We start from the raw sequence: 17284 nt of genomic DNA, 5'->3' as shown, positions 1-17284 counted from the left end.
TTTATTGGCCCCGGATCAGGCGCCGCAGGGCAAAGCGGTTCGGATGACAGGCCTCGGCCACGGCTCTGGGCAGTGGCAATGGTTCGTCGTCGAGCCAGGCCGCCAGCAACTCCCCTGACAAGGGCGCGGTGATCAGCCCACGCGAACCGTGGCCGCTGTTGATGTAAACGCCTTCCAGCCATGGACACGGGATGTCCGGGGTTTGCCTGGCATCCTTGCCCAGGGAGGCGTAGGCGTCGGCGAAGGCCTCACGGTCGGCCAAAGGGCCGACGATCGGCAGGTAATCGGGGCTGGTGCAGCGAAACGCCGCGCGACCTTCGAGCGTCTCGGGGTGCAAGGTGTCGGCGCCAAGTCGAGCCACCAGGTCCATCGAGATTTCTTCGAGCATGTGCAGATTGCCAGCGTGCTCGGCGGCTGTTGGCGTCAGGTCGTCGTTATTGAAATCAAAACTCGCGCCGAGAGTGTGCTCGCCCAAGCGAGCCGGCGCGACATAGCCTTCGGCGCACACGACGGTGCTCAGGCCTTGGCTTTCTGGTGTCTGGGGCAGTCGGGTGATTTGGCCGCGAATACGTTTGAGGGGTAAATCGCTACTGAAGTCGAAACACTTGATGTCCGCCGCACCGGCTAGTACCACTGTCGGAGCGCTGGCCAGCAAGCGGTCGCCGTCCCATGCTTGCCAATGTCCCTGCTCACGGCGCAATTGCAGCACATTGTGGTGCGTCAGGATCCGGATACCCGGATGCGCTGCTTGCCATGTGCAAAGTGCGGGCGGGTGCACCCAACCGCCTTCGGGATAGAACAGGCCGCCCCATTGCAGGTCGACACCCGCGCGAATCCGTGCGTGTTGTTGATCGAGCGTGTGCAATAAATCTTCGGGAAAGGCTTGCGCCAATTGCGCCTGGCGTTGCGCTTCCTTGGCGTTGAACGCCAGTTGCAATACGCCGCAATCGTCCCAGTCAACGCCGCGCTGCAGATGCTCGAGCAGGCGTCGGGTGTAACCGAAACCACTGACAATCAAGTGTGACAACGCCGTACCGTGGGCCGAAAGCTTGAGGTACAAAACGCCTTGCGGATTGCCCGAGGCTTCCTGTGCCAGCGCGTCATGTCGCTCCAGCAAACTCACCTGCCAACCCCGCGCAGCGAGGCTGGCGGCTGTCGCGCAACCGGCCAGGCCGGCGCCGATCACCAGCGCATGACGTTCACCGGACGTTGGCGTCGGGCGTGCGAACCAGGGCTTGGCAGCAACGGGCGGTGCAGTTTCTTCAGGCCAGCCGAGGAACACTCCGCGCAGGATTTCCCACTTATGGCCAATGCCCGGCGTGCGCTTCATCTTGAACCCTGCTGCATTCAGCAGGCGGCGTACCCAACCCGTACTGGTGAAGGTGCTGATGGTCGATCCTGGCGCGGCCAGGCGCGCCAGTTCGGCAAACAGTTCGGCGGTCCACATGTCGGGGTTTTTCGCCGGGGCGAAACCGTCGAGAAACCAGGCATCGATCCGTGCATCCAGTTGCGGCAGCTGCTCCAGTGCGTCGCCGATCAACAAGGTCAGGGTCACTCGGCCATTGTCCAGAACCAGTCGCTGGAAGCCTTGATGGATCGCCACGTAGTGCGCCAGCAATTGATCGGCAAACGGCTTGAGTTCCGGCCATAACGCCAGTGCCCGTTGCAGGTCCGGGGTACTCAACGGGTATTTTTCGACGCTGACAAAATGCAGACGTGCACCGGCCACTGCATGCTGCTCGAACAACTGCCAGGCACACAGAAAGTTAAGCCCGGTGCCGAAGCCCGTTTCGCCAATGACCAGCCGACCGCTGGCCGGCAACGCCGCAAAACGTTCACGCAATCCGTTCTGTTCAAGGAATACGTAACGGGTTTCTTCAAGGCCTGACTGGTTGGAAAAATACACATCGTCAAAGACTCGCGAACGCGGAAGTCCCTGGTCGTCCCAGTCAAGTTGGGCGTTAGGCAATACAGGTTTCATGGCAGGCTCTGCAACGGCAAGGTGGCCATTCTAGCCGATCGCCGCGGCGACGCTTGATCCATGGCAGCTGCGCACCTCATATCCCTTGCCCGAGGGAATTTTCTCTACGGACTGACGGCCCAATCCGCTAGTCTTGCTCAATACGGGAAAGGGAGCTGTCCATGTTCGAATCTGCTGAAATCGGTCACGCCATCGACAAAGAAACCTATGACGCCGAAGTGCCGGCGCTGCGTGAGGCCTTGCTTGAAGCGCAGTTCGACCTCCAGCAGCAAAAACGCTTTGCGGTGATTATTTTGATCAACGGCATCGAAGGCGCCGGCAAGGGTGAAACGGTCAAGTTGCTCAACGAATGGATGGACCCACGCCTGATCGAGGTCCGCACGTTCGATCAACAGACCGACGAAGAACTGGCGCGGCCACCGGCCTGGCGCTATTGGCGGATGCTGCCGGCCAGCGGGCGCATGGGGGTGTTCTTTGGCAACTGGTACAGCCAGATGCTGCAAGGTCGGGTGCATGGCTTGTTCAAGGATGCAGTACTGGATCAGGCGATCAACCAGTCCGAACGCTTTGAAAAAATGTTGTGCGATGAAGGCACGCTGATCTTCAAGTTCTGGTTTCACCTTTCCAAAAAACAAATGAAGGCGCGACTCAAGGCGCTCGCCGACGATCCGTTGCACAGTTGGCGCATCAGCCCGCTGGACTGGCAGCAATCGGCAACTTACGACAAGTTCGTTAAATACGGCGAACGCGTGTTGCGCCGCACCAGCCGTGACTACGCGCCCTGGCATGTGATTGAAGGGATGGATGCGCATTATCGCAGCCTGACGGTGGGCAAGATCCTGCTCGAAGGTTTGCAAAATGCCCTGCAACGTACCCAGGTGCACGCGGACAAGGTCAACGCGGCGCCGCTGCCGATCCATGTCGACCAGTTGAACCTGCTCGACAGTCTGGACCTGACCCTCAATCTGGATAAGGACGATTACGAAGAGCAACTGATTACCGAACAGGCGCGATTCTCGGGCTTGATGCGCGACAAACGCATGCGCCGACACGCCTTGGTGGCAGTGTTCGAAGGCAATGATGCAGCCGGCAAGGGCGGAGCGATTCGTCGGGTCGCCGCCGCGCTCGACCCCCGTCAATACAATATCGTGCCGATTGCCGCACCCACCGAAGAGGAACGGGCGCAGCCCTATCTGTGGCGGTTCTGGCGGCACATTCCGGCCAAGGGCAAATTCACGGTGTTTGATCGATCGTGGTACGGCCGGGTCTTGGTCGAGCGCGTTGAAGGTTTCTGTCCACCCGCCGACTGGCTGCGGGCTTACAGCGAGATCAATGATTTCGAAGAGCAGATTTCCGATTCGGGCGTTATCGTGGTCAAGTTCTGGCTGGCCATCGACAAGGCGACGCAACTGGAGCGATTCCAGGCGCGCGAAAATATTCCCTTCAAGCGTTTCAAGATCACCGAAGACGACTGGCGCAACCGCGAACGGTGGGACGCTTATCGTGAGGCGGTGGGCGACATGGTTGACCGCACCAGCACCGAAATTTCGCCGTGGACGCTGGTGGAGGCCAATGACAAGCGCTGGGCTCGGGTTAAAGTCCTGCGCACCATCAACCATGCTCTGGAAGAAGCGTTCAATAAATCAGACAAGCAGGCTAGGAAGGCGAAAAAACACAAGCAGTGAGGCGATGGTTACGCATACGCGGGGTGAATGATTGTCGCGGTCGGTTATGCGGTGGACTTATGCTCGGTCCACTCTCAACCGACAACAACAATGAGGTATGCCATGCGTGAAGTGGTGATCGTCGACAGCGTGCGGACCGGCCTGGCCAAATCCTTTCGCGGCAAGTTCAACCAGACCCGTCCGGACGACATGGCGGCGCATTGTGTCAATGCGCTGCTGGAGCGCTTGGGCATTGACCCTGCCAGCGTCGAGGATTGCATCGTCGGTGCGGGCTCCAACGAAGGCGCGCAGGGCTTCAATATCGGGCGCAATGTCGCGGTGTTGTCGCGGTTGGGCATCGGCACCGCCGGCATGACCCTCAACCGTTTCTGCTCCTCGGGCTTGCAAGCCATTGCCATTGCCGCCAACCAGATCGCTTCGGGTTGCAGCGACATCATTGTTGCCGGTGGTGTGGAGTCCATCAGCCTGACCATGAAAAGCGTTAACACCGACAACCTCATCAACCCGCTGCTGAAAGAGCAGGTGCCGGGCATTTATTTCCCGATGGGGCAGACTGCCGAAATCGTCGCGCGCCGCTACCACGTCAGCCGTGAAGAGCAGGATCTGTACGCCCTGCAAAGCCAGCAACGAACCGCGCAAGCGCAGGCCGCTGGATTGTTCGACGATGAAATCGTGCCAATGGCGGTGAAGTATCGGGTTGAAGACAAGGCCACCGGCCAGATTCAAATCCTCGACGGTATCGTCGATCACGACGACTGCAATCGCCCGGACACCACGCTGCAAAGCCTGGCCGGGTTGAAGCCGGTGTTTGCTGAAGACGGCTCGGTGACGGCGGGCAACTCTTCGCAATTGTCCGATGGCGCGTCGATGACGCTGGTGATGAGCCTGGATAAAGCGCTGGAACTGGGTCTGAAGCCTAAAGCGTTTTTCCGTGGCTTCGCGGTCGCTGGCTGCGAGCCGGACGAGATGGGCATCGGCCCGGTGTTCTCGGTGCCAAAACTGCTCAAGGCCAAGGGTTTGCAGGTGGCGGACATTGACCTCTGGGAGCTCAACGAGGCCTTCGCTTCGCAGTGCCTGTACAGCCGCAATCGCCTGGAAATCGACAACGACAAGTACAACGTCAATGGCGGCTCGATTTCCATTGGCCACCCGTTTGGCATGACCGGATCGCGTCAGGTCGGGCATATCGTGCGTGAGTTGCAACGGCGCAATTTGCGCTACGGCGTGGTCACCATGTGCGTGGGTGGCGGGATGGGGGCGACCGGGTTGTTTGAGGCGGTGCGTTAAAAATTTCAAGATTTGTAGCGATTGTTAAATAGCTATCGCGGGCAGGCCGGCTCCCACAGTGGATTGAATTCCAATGTGGGAGCCGGCTGCCCGCGATGCACTCGCCTCGGTCTACAGGCTCATACTCAAAAGCAGCTTGCGCTCGATGTAAGTCTGGATCTCCCGCATCGCCTTCTCCTGGTTTTCAAACGGCCCCTCGAGGGTGTTTTCCCGGGTAACGAAAAACAATTGCCCATTCACACGGCACAAACGCTCACTGCGAAAGTACGTGGCGGGAGCTGGGTCCTTGGCGCGCATGCCGTACATGGCTGTCTCCTGGTGGATGTTCTTGTTGGCGGACCCAATGAGCTTATGCATGAACCACTTGCGGCGCCTGTCCATCTGATCGACGGCACTTCGTCAGATTTTTGATGCGACCTGCACAGTTTCATTCGCGGCCTGCCAGTAACTGTGCCTGTGTCGCCCTCCGGTCTGAGCCTAGAATGGTCTCTCTTGCCATCTGGCTTTTTCGGGGTTCGCATGCACATTTCATCCGGTCGCTGGGTTTACGGTCTCTTCCTGGCCTTGCTGACCGCGTTGTTGTGGGGAATCCTGCCGATCAAACTCAAGCAAGTGCTGCTGGTGATGGACCCGGTGACCGTCACCTGGTTTCGCCTGATCGTGTCCGGCGGTTGCCTGTTCGTTTACCTGGCCGCGACCAGGCGTTTGCCCAGCCGTAAAGCCCTCGGCCCGCGCGGTGGCTGGCTGGTGGTGATGGCGGTGCTCGGTCTGGTCGGCAACTACGTGCTGTACCTGATGGGCTTGAACCTGCTCAGCCCTGGCACCGCGCAACTAGTGGTGCAGATGGGCCCGATCATGCTGCTGATCGCCAGTCTGTTTGTGTTCAAGGAGCGGTTTAGCGTGGGGCAGGGGATAGGCCTGCTGGTGCTGTTGATCGGCTTCGGGCTGTTTTTCAACCAGCGTCTGGTCGAGTTGTTGACGTCGCTGAGTGATTACACCGCGGGTGTGTTGCTGGTGTTGTTGGCCTCAACCGTCTGGACCTTTTACGCACTGGGGCAGAAGCAATTGCTGACGGTGTGGAATTCATTGCAGGTGATGATGGTGATCTACCTGTTCTGTGCTCTGTTGCTAACGCCATGGGTGCATCCGCTGGAAGCGCTGCAACTCAGTCCACTGCAAGGCTGGCTGCTGCTGGCGTGCTGCATGAACACGCTGATTGCCTACGGCGCATTTGCCGAAGCGCTGGCGCATTGGGAAGCTTCACGGGTCAGTGCGACGTTGGCAATTACACCGTTGGTGACGTTCGCTGCTGTCGCCGTGGCGGCGTGGTTATGGCCGGAGTATGTGCACGCCGAGACGATCAATGGTCTGGGGTATGGAGGAGCGGTGCTGGTGGTGCTGGGATCGGCGCTGGTGGCATTGGGGCCTTCGTTGATGGCCGGGCTTCGGGCCCGGCGCGTTCGGATGTCCGTAAGCTGAAACGTGTCATCGTTCATCGCGAGCAGGCTCGCTCCCACATTGAACCGAGTCCTATCAGAAGAACGCGGTCACCTGTGGGAGCGAGCCTGCTCGCGATGACGGACTAACAATCACTACAAAATTCAGCCCTTGGCCCCGGCCTCCAGCATATTCTCCGGCCGCACCCACGCATCAAACTGTTCATCGGTCAGATAGCCCAACTGCAACGCTGCTTCCCGCAGCGTCAGCCCTTCGGCGTAGGCCTTCTTGGCAATCTCCGCGGACTTGTCGTAACCGATATGCGGGTTCAGCGCCGTCACCAGCATCAATCCGCGTTCCAGGTGCTCGGCCATTTTCGCCGCATCCGGCTCAAGGCCGGCGATGCAATGCTGCTGGAAGTTGCTGCAGCCATCGCCCAGCAGGCGGATCGATTGCAGCAGGTTGTGGATGATTACCGGTTTGAACACGTTCAATTGCAAGTGGCCCTGACTCGCCGCAAAACCGATGGCGACGTCATTGCCCAAGACCTGACACGCAAGCATCGACAGCGCTTCACACTGCGTCGGGTTGACCTTGCCCGGCATGATCGAGCTGCCCGGTTCGTTGGCCGGCAGCTTCACTTCAGCGAACCCGGCGCGCGGCCCGGAACCCAGCAGACGCAGGTCGTTGGCGATTTTCATCAGGGTCACGGCAAGGGTTTTCAGCGCTCCGGACAAGGTGGTCAGCGGCTCATGTCCAGCCAGCGCGGCGAACTTGTTCGGTGCGGTGACGAACGGCAGGCCGGAGAGGGCGGCCAATTCGGCAGCGATCGCCTCGCCAAAACCATGCGGCGAGTTCAGCCCGGTGCCGACGGCGGTGCCGCCCTGTGCCAACTCGCATACCGCTGGAAGCGCGCTGCGGATCGCCCGTTCGGCGTAATCCAGTTGTGCGATGAATGCCGAGAGTTCCTGGCCGAAGGTGATCGGCGTGGCATCCATCATGTGGGTCCGGCCGGTCTTGACCAGTTTCATGTGCCGCGCCGACAGCTCAGCCAAGCCGCCAGACAGCTCGCTGATGGCCGGCAGCAAATGCTGCTGGACCGCCTGAACGGTGGCGATGTGCATGGCCGTCGGGAAACAGTCGTTGGAGCTCTGGGAGCGATTGACGTGATCGTTGGGATGCACCGGCGACTTGCCGCCGCGCGGGTTGCCGGCCAATTCGTTGGCACGTCCGGCAATCACTTCGTTGACGTTCATGTTGCTCTGGGTGCCGCTGCCGGTCTGCCAGACCACCAGCGGGAACTGGTCGTCGTGGCTGCCGTCGAGCACTTCGTCGGCGGCCTGTTCGATCAGCCGGGCAATGTCGGCGGGCAGATCACCGTTGCGGTCATTGACCCGCGCCGCGGCTTTCTTGATCAGCGCCAGTGCATGCAGCACAGCCAGCGGCATGCGTTCGTTGCCGATGGCGAAGTTAATCAGTGAGCGTTGCGTCTGAGCGCCCCAGTAGGCCTCATCCGGGACTTCCACCTGGCCAAGGCTGTCGGTTTCGATACGGCTCATCTTGCACACTCCTGTAGGTCGATAGCGCAGTTTAGGCCGTGATCGCCGGCCGTGGTTCCATCAGTCTGGATTTTGACCGTTCAACCCCTCTAAATCAGACCCGACAAGGCTTGGGGTTGAGCGACACACTTTTTTAGGCGCAGAATGGACGCCCTTGGGGTTTTACCTCGCCTGCTAGAAAAGGAAACTCGATGACTCGTCTTCGTGCCATCTGTACCGCGGTTGCACTGGTTTGCGCCAGCGGCCCTGTTTTTGCCGATACCGCCAGCCATAACGCCAGTGCCGAAGCTTTCCTGACCCTGGCGCACGCTGACAAATTGGGCACTCCGGTGTACATGCAAGTGCAGCAAATGTTCGCTCAGCGCTTTGAACAGACCAAAGCCCCTGAATCGAAAAAAGCCTTGTTGGAAACTTACCAGGCCAAAGCCAACGCAGCGCTGGACCAAGCCATTGGCTGGAACAAGCTGAAGCCGGACATGGTCAAGCTCTACACCACCAACTTCAGCGAATCCGAGCTCAAGGACCTGGTTGCTTTCTACCAGTCGCCTCTGGGCAAGAAAGTCCTGGAAAAAATGCCGCAGCTGACTCAGCAATCGGCCCAGATGACTCAAGCCAAGCTGGAAAGCGCAGTGCCTGTGGTCAACAAACTGCTGGCTGACATGACGGCCGAGCTGGAGCCTAAAGGCGCCGCTGCTCCTGCCAAGAAAAAGCCATAAGCGGAGTTCGGTATGACCATGCAACAACGCATCGAATCGACGCTGGGCCTGTTACAGCCCGAGCACCTGCAAGTGCTGGATGAGAGCCACATGCACAGCCGTGGGTTGCAGACCCATTACAAGGCCGTGGTGGTCAGCCAGCAGTTCGAGGGGCTCAACCGCGTCAAGCGTCACCAGAAAGTCTACGGCACGCTCGGCGAGCTGATGGGCGAATTCCATGCGTTGGCGCTGCATACCTACACGCCAGAAGAATGGGCACAGATCGATGCGGCTCCGGCCTCGCCAACCTGTGCCGGCGGCAGCAAGCATTAACCCTAGGTTTTTTGCTAGAATCCGCAACGCGCCGCTTACCCGGCGCGTTTTTTTTCGCATCCGGTTCACCCTTTGCGAGGGTAGCCACCTGGAGAATCACCCATGACACAAAAGATTGTCGTGGCGGCACTGTATAAGTTCGTCACCCTGGAAGATTACGTCGCCCTGCGCGAGCCATTGCTGCAAGCAATGGTCGACAACGGTATCAAAGGCACGCTGCTGATCGCCGAAGAAGGCATCAACGGCACCGTGTCCGGCAGTCGTGAAGGCATCGACGGGCTGATGGCCTGGCTCAAGAACGACCCGCGCATGGACGACATCGACCACAAAGAGTCGTACTGCGACGACCAGCCGTTCTACCGCACCAAGGTCAAGCTCAAGAAAGAAATCGTCACCCTCGGCGTCGACGGCGTGGACCCGAACAAAAAGGTCGGCACCTACGTCGATCCGCAGAACTGGAATGCGCTGATCAGCGATCCTGAAGTGCTGTTGATCGACACCCGCAACGATTACGAGGTCTCGATCGGCACCTTCGAAGGCGCCATCGATCCGAAAACCACCAGTTTTCGTGAATTCCCTGACTACATCAAAGCCAATTTCGACCCGGCCGTACATAAGAAAGTCGCGATGTTCTGCACCGGTGGCATTCGTTGCGAGAAGGCGTCGAGCTACATGCTCAGCCAGGGCTTCGATGAGGTTTACCATCTCAAGGGTGGCATCCTGAAGTACCTCGAAGAGGTGCCGCAGGAAGAAACCAAATGGCAGGGCGACTGCTTTGTGTTCGACAACCGCGTGACCGTACGTCATGACCTCAGCGAAGGCGACTACGATCAGTGTCATGCCTGTCGTACGCCGGTGAGCGTCGAAGACCGCGCCTCAGAGCACTACGTGGCCGGCATCAGCTGCCCGCATTGCTGGAACACGCTGAGCGAGAAGACCCGCCGCAGTGCCATTGATCGGCAGAAGCAGATCGAACTGGCCAAAGCACGCAACTTGCCTCACCCGATCGGCTACAACTACAAGCAAACTCCTTCCGAGGCTTGAACCATGTCTGCACGCCGCCTGCTCTATGTGATGGACCCGATGTGTTCCTGGTGCTGGGGCTTTGCGCCCGTCGCCAATGCGCTGGTCGAGCAGGCGCGCGCGGCAGGCGTTGAGGTGCATTTGGTGGTCGGTGGTTTACGCACCGGCAGTGGTTCGGCGCTGGAGCCGACCACCCGGCGCTACATTCTTGAGCACTGGCAGGCGGTCCATAAGGCCACCGGCCAGCCGTTCAAAATCGAAGGCGCATTGCCAGACGGGTTTGTCTACGACACCGAGCCTGCCTGCCGGGCGCTGGTGACCGCGCGCAGCCTGGCGCCGGATTGCGCGTGGAAACTGCTCGGCCTGATTCAGCACGCGTTCTACGCCGAAGGTCGCGACGTTACGCACGCCAGTGTGCTGGTGGAACTGGCTGAGAAAGCCGGCCTGCCGCGCATCGAATTTGCCGCCGCGTTCGACCGTGCCGATCAGCACGCCGCGACCGCTGCCGATTTCACCTGGGTCCAGGACCTGGGCATTGCCGGCTTCCCGACATTGCTGGCTGAACGCAATGGTCAACTGGCTCTGCTGACCAATGGTTACCAACCTTTGAGTGAGCTTTCGCCGTTGCTTGGCCGTTGGCTGGAGCGCGCCGCCTGTGCATGACCTGCCCGATGGCGCGCCCGCTCCCAAGCGTGTCGATCGGCTGAGTTGGGCCGAAATCCGTCGATTGGCCCTGCACCATAAAAAATCCCTGTGGATCGCCAACGGCGTCGCGGTGCTGGCTACCTTGTGCAGCGTGCCGATTCCGTTGCTGTTGCCATTGCTGGTCGACGAAGTGTTGCTGGGGCATGGCGACGCCGCCCTGAAGATCATGAATCACGCACTGCCCCAAGGCTGGCAGAAAGCGGCAGGCTACATCGGCCTGATGCTGCTGGTGACCTTGTTGCTGCGCTGTGGCGCCCTGTTGTTCAACGTGGTGCAGGCGAAGTTGTTTGCGGCGTTGGCCAAGGACATCGTCTATCGCATTCGTGTGCGGCTGATTGAGCGGCTCAAGTGCATTTCCCTGGGCGAATACGAAAGCCTGGGCAGCGGCACGGTGACCACGCACCTGGTCACCGACCTGGACACGCTGGATAAATTCGTCGGCGAAACCCTCAGCCGTTTTCTAGTCGCCATGCTGACGTTGGTGGGCACCGCATCGATCCTGATGTGGATGCACTGGAAGCTGGCGCTGCTGATCTTGCTGTTCAACCCGTTGGTGATTTACGCGACGGTGCAGTTGGGCAAGCGGGTCAAGCACCTCAAGAAACTCGAGAACGACAGCACTTCGCGCTTCACCCAGGCGCTGACCGAAACACTCGATGCCATTCAGGAAGTGCGCGCTGGCAACCGTCAGGGGTTTTTCCTCGGGCGCCTGGGACTGCGTGCCCGGGAAGTGCGCGACTACGCCGTGAATTCGCAGTGGAAAACCGATGCCTCCAACCGTGCCAGCGGTTTGCTGTTCCAGTTCGGCATCGATATTTTCCGGGCGGCAGCGATGCTCACCGTGCTGTTTTCCGACCTGTCCATCGGCGAGATGCTGGCGGTGTTCAGCTACCTGTGGTTCATGATCGGTCCGGTGGAGCAACTGCTCAATTTGCAGTACGCCTATTACGCCGCCAGCGGTGCATTGTCGCGGATCAACGAACTGCTGGCCCGCGCCGATGAGCCGCAATACCCCGGTGGGGTCGACCCGTTCCAGGGCCGCGATACCGTGGGCATTGAAGTCCGGGGGCTGAGTTTCGGCTATAGCGACGAGCTGGTATTGAACAAGATGGACCTGTCCATCGCGCCCGGTGAAAAAGTCGCCATCGTCGGTGCCAGTGGCGGCGGCAAAAGCACCCTGGTGCAATTGCTGCTGGGGCTGTACACGCCGCTTGCAGGGAGCATTCGCTTCGGCGGCTCGACTCAGCAGGAGATAGGTCTGGAAGTCGTGCGGGAAAATGTTGCCGTGGTCTTGCAGCACCCTGCGCTGTTCAACGACACCATCCGTGCCAACCTGACAATGGGCCGTCTGCGCAGCGACGAGGCCTGCTGGCAGGCGCTGGAAATTGCGCAGTTGCACCAGACCGTCCGAGCGCTGCCCGATGGTCTGGACAGCATTGTCGGACGTTCCGGAGTGCGTCTGTCTGGGGGGCAGCGTCAACGACTGGCCATTGCGCGGATGGTGCTGGCCGAACCCAAGGTCGTGATTCTCGATGAGGCGACCTCGGCGCTGGACGCGGCCACCGAATACAACCTGCACCAGGCGTTGGCGCGGTTCCTGAGCCACCGCACCACGCTGATCATTGCGCATCGGTTGTCGGCGGTGAAGCAGGCCGATCGGGTGCTGGTGTTCGACGGCGGACAAATTGCCGAGGATGGCGACCATCAGCAACTGATTGCCGAAGGTGGTTTGTACGCCAAGCTTTATGGGCATTTGCAGCAACATTGAGTGACGGGTGTCGCACTTCAGCATCATTGTGCGTCGGTTTTTGGAACTGTGAAGGCTGTTACCCGGTCTGCCAATTAACTGATTTTGCACAGTATTGGTGTAAGCCTGTTCGTCGTCGCAAGGCGCGCGTTGATGTTTCATTGAAGCGAATTGTCTGTACGCAGGTTGTGCCAGGTTGTCGGATTCGGCGCCTGTAGATGCGCTAGTATGTGGCCGACGGAAGGGAGACCCCGTTTCAGCCCGAACGAATAAAAAAACGCGGTACAAGTCCACGGCTCGACGGCAAAGCGCTGATCGGTCCCAGGCACGTGTATGCGCAAAATATGGGCGCTGGCTTGCCGGGATCGATTACGCACCCTAGTCTAGCTTTAGCGATCACGTGGAATGATGATCTGGCAGTGCTAAAACAAGGGACCTCATGAAGCAAAAGCGGACTCTCGGAACGCCAAGGTTGTTGGGCATCGTCTGGCCATTTATCGCGGTAGTGCTGTTTCAGGCGCTATTGGGTGGGGTCAGTCTGTATGTGCTTTCGGCGGTTCGCGGCTATGTCGCCGGGGAAAGCCTCTGGTCCAAGGGCCAGAAGGATGCCATCTATTACCTTAATCTCTACGCGGACAGTCGTGACGGGGCGATTTTTCTCAAGTACCAGAACGCCATTGCCGTACCTCAGGGGGGGCACGAGTTGCGGTTGGCGCTGGACCACCAGCCGCCGAATATCGAAGCCGCGCGCGTAGCCATTATCAAAGGTGGCAACCACCCTGATGACGTCTCCAGCCTGATCTGGCTTTACCTCAATTTCAGGCATTTCAGTTACCTGGAAAAGGCTATTGATCGTTGGACGGTGGGTGATTCCTATCTGGTGCAGCTCGATGACGTCGCTCAGGACATGCATCAGCGTATTACCGGAGGTCAGGCTTCGGACGCCGACATCAAGCGCTGGAAGGCACAGATTTTTGCGATCAACGACGGTGTGACGCCTGCCGCCAAAGCTTTCAGTGATGCCTTGGGCGAGGGCTCGCGTCTGATTTTGCGCCTGCTGCTGGTGACGAACCTCGCCACGGCCCTGGGCTTGATTGCATTGGCCCTGATGCGCACGCACAAACTGCTCAAACAGCGCCATGCTTTCGCCGAGGCCTTGCAGTTGGAGAAAGACCGGGCGCAGATAACGTTGCAATCCATTGGCGACGGGGTGATTACCACGGATGTCGAGGGGGCGATCGCCTACATGAACCCGGCGGCCGAGGCTCTGACCCACTGGAAAGGCGAGCAAGCCATTGGCTTGCCGCTGGCAGCCTTGTTCAATCTGCTGGATGAAAACGCTCAGGCCGATGGGTTCACGCTGATTGAACACATCCTGAGCGGTCAGCTCAGCGGCGGCAGCGAACACTCCAAGCTGATCCAGCGTCTGGATGGCAGCACTGTGTCTGTCACCCTGGTCGGCGCGCCGATCCGTAATGCCGGCAAGGTCAGTGGCACGGTGCTGGTGTTGCATGACATGACCCAGGAGCGTCAGTACATCGCCAATCTGTCCTGGCAGGCGACCCATGACGCCTTGACCGGGCTGGCCAACCGCCGGGAGTTCGAGTATCGCCTGGAGCAGGTCATGCACAACCTGACGCGGCACTCCGGTCGCCACGCCTTGATGTTTCTCGACCTGGATCAATTCAAGCTGGTCAACGACACCTGCGGTCACGCGGCGGGCGATGAACTGTTGCGGCATATCTGCGCGTTGCTGCAATCGGGCTTGCGCGAAGGTGACACCCTGGCACGGCTGGGCGGCGACGAGTTCGGTATCTTGCTGGAAAACTGTCCGCCGGAAGCGGCCGAGAAAATTGCCGAGAACCTGCGTCAGACCGTCCAGAATCTGCACTTTGTCTGGAAAGGCCGGCCTTTCGTGACGACAGTCAGCATCGGGCTGGTTCATGTCGCGCAAACGCCGACAACTCTTGAAGCCTCGTTGCGCGCCGCGGATATGGCCTGTTACATGGCCAAGGAAAAGGGGCGTAATCGTGTGCAGGTCTATCATGCCGATGATTCGGAGTTGTCCCTGCGCTTCGGTGAAATGGCGTGGGTGCAGCGCTTGCACATGGCGCTCGAAGAAGACCGCTTTTGCCTCTACTCCCAGGAAATCGCGCCGCTTGGACACACTCAACAGGGCGGCGGGCATATAGAAATCCTGCTGCGTCTGCATGACGAAGCCGGGCGCATGATATTGCCCGACAGTTTCATTCCGGCTGCAGAGCGTTATGGGCTGATGACTGCGCTGGACCGCTGGGTGGTGGAGAACGTTTTCAAGATCATTGCCCAATGTATTGCAGAAGAGCGCAAAGGTCCTTTGGCCATGTGTGCGATCAATCTGTCAGGCACGACTATCGGAGATGACGCGTTCCTGGACTTCTTGCGCGAACAGTTTGTTGTGTGGTCCATTCCTCCTGAAATGATTTGTTTTGAAATTACAGAAACCAGTGCAATTTCAAATTTGGGAAGCGCGATCAGATTTATTAACGAACTCAAAGGTTTAGGTTGCCATTTTTCATTGGATGACTTCTGCGCCGGGATGTCCTCATTCGCCTACTTGAAACATTTACCTGTAGACTTCTTGAAGATCGATGGAAGTTTCGTAAAGGATATGCTGGACGACCCGATTAACCGCGCCATGGTAGAAGTGATCAATCACATCGGCCATGTCATGGGTAAGCGCACGATTGCCGAGTTTGTAGAGACGCCCCAGATCGAGCAGGCACTGCTCGAGATCGGGGTGGATTTCGCTCAAGGGTATGTCATTGAACGCCCGCATCTGTTTACCTGCGATAGTTTGCAAAGTCGCCCCGCCAGGCCCCAACCTTTGTTGTTCAAGGCGCCTGGCACGTTCCGTTGAAATCTCTAGCTGATCCTAACAATCACAATCAAAAGGAGCCCGACAGTGATCGACACATTCAACCGAACCGGACCACTCATGGAAGCTGCAAGTTATCCAGCCTGGGCGCAACAGCTCATCAAGGATTGCAGCGAGAGTAAGCGCCGGGTTGTCGAGCACGAACTGTATCAGCGCATGCGAGATAACAAACTCAGCGCAAAAACCATGCGTCAGTACCTCATTGGTGGCTGGCCGGTGGTTGAACAGTTCGCGTTATACATGGCACAGAACCTGACCAAGACCCGCTTTGCCCGCCACCCCGGCGAGGACATGGCGCGTCGCTGGCTGATGCGCAACATTCGTGTCGAATTGAACCATGCCGATTACTGGGTGAACTGGAGTCGGGCACATGGCGTCAGCCTGGAAGATCTGCAGGCGCAACACGTTGCCCCGGAACTTCACGCGTTGAGCCACTGGTGCTGGCACACCAGTTCGGCGGATTCTCTGATCGTCGCCATCGCCGCCACCAACTATGCGATCGAAGGTGCCACCGGGGAGTGGTCGGCGCTGGTCTGTTCCAGCGGCGTGTATGCGGCAGCCTTCCCTGAGGAGGATCGCAAGCGGGCCATGAAGTGGTTGAAGATGCACGCCCAGTACGACGATGCCCATCCATGGGAAGCGCTGGAAATCATCTGCACGCTGGCCGGCATGAATCCGAGCAAATCACTGCAAGTGGAATTGCGTCAGGCCGTCTGCAAGAGCTATGACTACATGCACCTGTTTCTGGAGCGGTGCATGCAGCTGGAGCATTCGGAAAAGGCTCCCGTGGCACGTGAGCGCATGGCGCTCGCCGAAAGCTGATCCATCGGTAACACACACAAAATGAGGGAGCGAGTTTACTCGCTCCCTCATTTTTTTATGGTGTCGCTGATGTTCTCAGCCCGCCATCTGCAACCGGTTACGCCCCTCGCGCTTGGCGACATACAGCGCGCTGTCGGCCCGTCGCAACAAGCTTTCGGCAGACTCTCCGGGCAGCAGGGTCGAACAACCCAGGCTGACCGTCAGTTCGACCAGGTTGCCGTCGGCCTTGTAGTGCTCGGCCTGCGCTGCAAACCGCAATCGTTCGCCAACCATGGCCGCTGCTTCCCGATTGGTATTGGAAAGCAGGATCAGGAATTCTTCGCCCCCAAAGCGAAACACCATGTCCACGTTGCGCAACTGATTCTTGATCGAGGCTGCGACAGCCTTGAGCACGTCATCGCCTGCGCTGTGTCCGTAGTTGTCATTTACATTTTTGAAATGATCGATATCCAGCATCAGTAGCGACAACGGCATCAAGTGCCTTCGCGACATCTCGATTTCACGCTGCAGCGTCTGATCCATTGCGATGCGATTACCAGTACCGGTCAGTGGATCGCGCAATGCGCTTTGAGTCGCGGCCCGATAGAGCAGGGCGTTGCGGATCGGAAACAGCAAAGTGGGCAGCAACGATTCCAGCGAGGCCTGTTCGTATTCACTGAACCGCTGGTTGCGGCGGAAAATCAGTTCACCCAGGTTCTCATCTTCATGAACGAGGCTATAGGTGACCGAATGATGGCCGCGCTGCCCGAGCTCCAGGCGCAAGTCGCTGGCGGGGTGCTTATAAGTCAGCGCATCCAGTGGCACGACACGCTGAATCTCGCGGAAGAAAAGTCCGAGAATGCGTTGTGGCTCAAGGCTGGTCTGCAGCTGCTGGCCAAGTTGCTGACGCAATTGTGCGAGGCTGAATGGCCGCTCCAGAACGGGAGGCTTTTGACCAAAGCCCAGGCGCTGCAATTTGGCGTTATCGAAGTCAATTGCGCTGGTCTGGGATGGTGATTTCATATGGCGTGAGCCCCTAAGCAGTAAGGCTGTCTTACAGGCTGGGTGAGAGCGGCTTTGGGCTGCGCGTCATACTGGTCCATCAGTCCCGTAG

14 protein-coding genes are annotated in these 17284 nt (G+C 58.9%); 10 read left to right on the top strand and 4 right to left on the bottom strand.

Going from position 1 to position 17284, the window contains the following annotated elements:
* Position 1 precedes the first annotated feature (1 nt).
* On the bottom strand, positions 2-1981 hold the full coding sequence (mnmC, locus tag K5K95_RS00400) for a bifunctional tRNA (5-methylaminomethyl-2-thiouridine)(34)-methyltransferase MnmD/FAD-dependent 5-carboxymethylaminomethyl-2-thiouridine(34) oxidoreductase MnmC (RefSeq protein WP_222587949.1): 1980 nt from the start codon (positions 1979-1981) through the stop codon (positions 2-4).
* 161 nt (positions 1982-2142) lie between these two features.
* Between mnmC and pap the strand changes: the two genes are divergently transcribed.
* Positions 2143-3666 (top strand): polyphosphate:AMP phosphotransferase, encoded by a 1524-nt coding sequence (gene pap / locus K5K95_RS00395; RefSeq protein WP_222587948.1) that lies wholly within the window; start codon positions 2143-2145, stop codon positions 3664-3666.
* 102 nt (positions 3667-3768) lie between these two features.
* On the top strand, positions 3769-4953 hold the full coding sequence (locus K5K95_RS00390) for a thiolase family protein (RefSeq protein ID WP_222587947.1): 1185 nt from the start codon (positions 3769-3771) through the stop codon (positions 4951-4953).
* Between the two features lie 111 nt (positions 4954-5064).
* Here K5K95_RS00390 and K5K95_RS00385 read toward each other — a convergent pair whose 3' ends face one another.
* Positions 5065-5259, bottom strand: coding sequence for a DUF6316 family protein (locus tag K5K95_RS00385; protein WP_222587946.1), 195 nt, complete (start codon positions 5257-5259; stop codon positions 5065-5067).
* A 213-nt stretch (positions 5260-5472) separates the two neighbouring features.
* On the opposite strand from K5K95_RS00385, the gene K5K95_RS00380 reads away from it, so the two are divergent.
* The gene (locus K5K95_RS00380; protein ID WP_222587945.1) at positions 5473-6432 is read left to right on the top strand and encodes a DMT family transporter; all 960 of its coding nucleotides are present in this window, start codon (positions 5473-5475) and stop codon (positions 6430-6432) included.
* 122 nt (positions 6433-6554) lie between these two features.
* On the opposite strand, the gene K5K95_RS00375 is transcribed toward K5K95_RS00380, so the two are convergent.
* The gene (locus K5K95_RS00375) at positions 6555-7949 is read right to left on the bottom strand and encodes a class II fumarate hydratase (protein ID WP_222587944.1); all 1395 of its coding nucleotides are present in this window, start codon (positions 7947-7949) and stop codon (positions 6555-6557) included.
* Positions 7950-8140: 191 nt separating this feature from the next.
* On the opposite strand from K5K95_RS00375, the gene K5K95_RS00370 reads away from it, so the two are divergent.
* From K5K95_RS00370 to K5K95_RS00340, 7 genes are all read left to right on the top strand, one after another.
* Positions 8141-8665, top strand: a complete 525-nt coding sequence (locus K5K95_RS00370; RefSeq protein ID WP_033055281.1) for a DUF2059 domain-containing protein — start codon at positions 8141-8143, stop codon at positions 8663-8665.
* A gap of 12 nt (positions 8666-8677) precedes the next feature.
* Positions 8678-8977 (top strand): BolA family protein, encoded by a 300-nt coding sequence (locus K5K95_RS00365; protein WP_017340055.1) that lies wholly within the window; start codon positions 8678-8680, stop codon positions 8975-8977.
* Positions 8978-9079: 102 nt separating this feature from the next.
* Complete coding sequence (locus K5K95_RS00360) at positions 9080-10021, top strand: rhodanese-related sulfurtransferase (RefSeq protein WP_222587943.1); 942 nt, start codon at positions 9080-9082, stop codon at positions 10019-10021.
* 39 nt (positions 10022-10060) lie between these two features.
* Positions 10061-10663: a DsbA family protein gene (locus tag K5K95_RS00355; RefSeq protein WP_222590258.1), complete on the top strand. Its 603-nt coding sequence runs from the start codon at positions 10061-10063 to the stop codon at positions 10661-10663.
* On the top strand, positions 10656-12473 hold the full coding sequence (locus K5K95_RS00350) for an ABC transporter ATP-binding protein (RefSeq protein WP_222587942.1): 1818 nt from the start codon (positions 10656-10658) through the stop codon (positions 12471-12473). The genes K5K95_RS00355 and K5K95_RS00350 overlap by 8 nt, the downstream gene beginning before the upstream one ends.
* A gap of 418 nt (positions 12474-12891) precedes the next feature.
* Entirely contained in the window at positions 12892-15351 is a 2460-nt protein-coding gene (locus K5K95_RS00345) for an EAL domain-containing protein (protein ID WP_222587941.1), read from the top strand.
* Positions 15352-15429: 78 nt separating this feature from the next.
* On the top strand, positions 15430-16191 hold the full coding sequence (locus K5K95_RS00340; protein ID WP_405046048.1) for a TenA family transcriptional regulator: 762 nt from the start codon (positions 15430-15432) through the stop codon (positions 16189-16191).
* 75 nt (positions 16192-16266) lie between these two features.
* Here the strand turns inward: K5K95_RS00340 and K5K95_RS00335 are convergent, their stop codons facing one another.
* Complete coding sequence (locus K5K95_RS00335) at positions 16267-17193, bottom strand: GGDEF domain-containing protein (protein WP_222587939.1); 927 nt, start codon at positions 17191-17193, stop codon at positions 16267-16269.
* Positions 17194-17284 lie beyond the last annotated feature (91 nt).

Source organism: Pseudomonas sp. DR48, assembly GCF_019823085.1.
GTDB lineage: Bacteria > Pseudomonadota > Gammaproteobacteria > Pseudomonadales > Pseudomonadaceae > Aquipseudomonas.
This window is presented reverse-complemented; position numbering and strand designations above follow the sequence as displayed.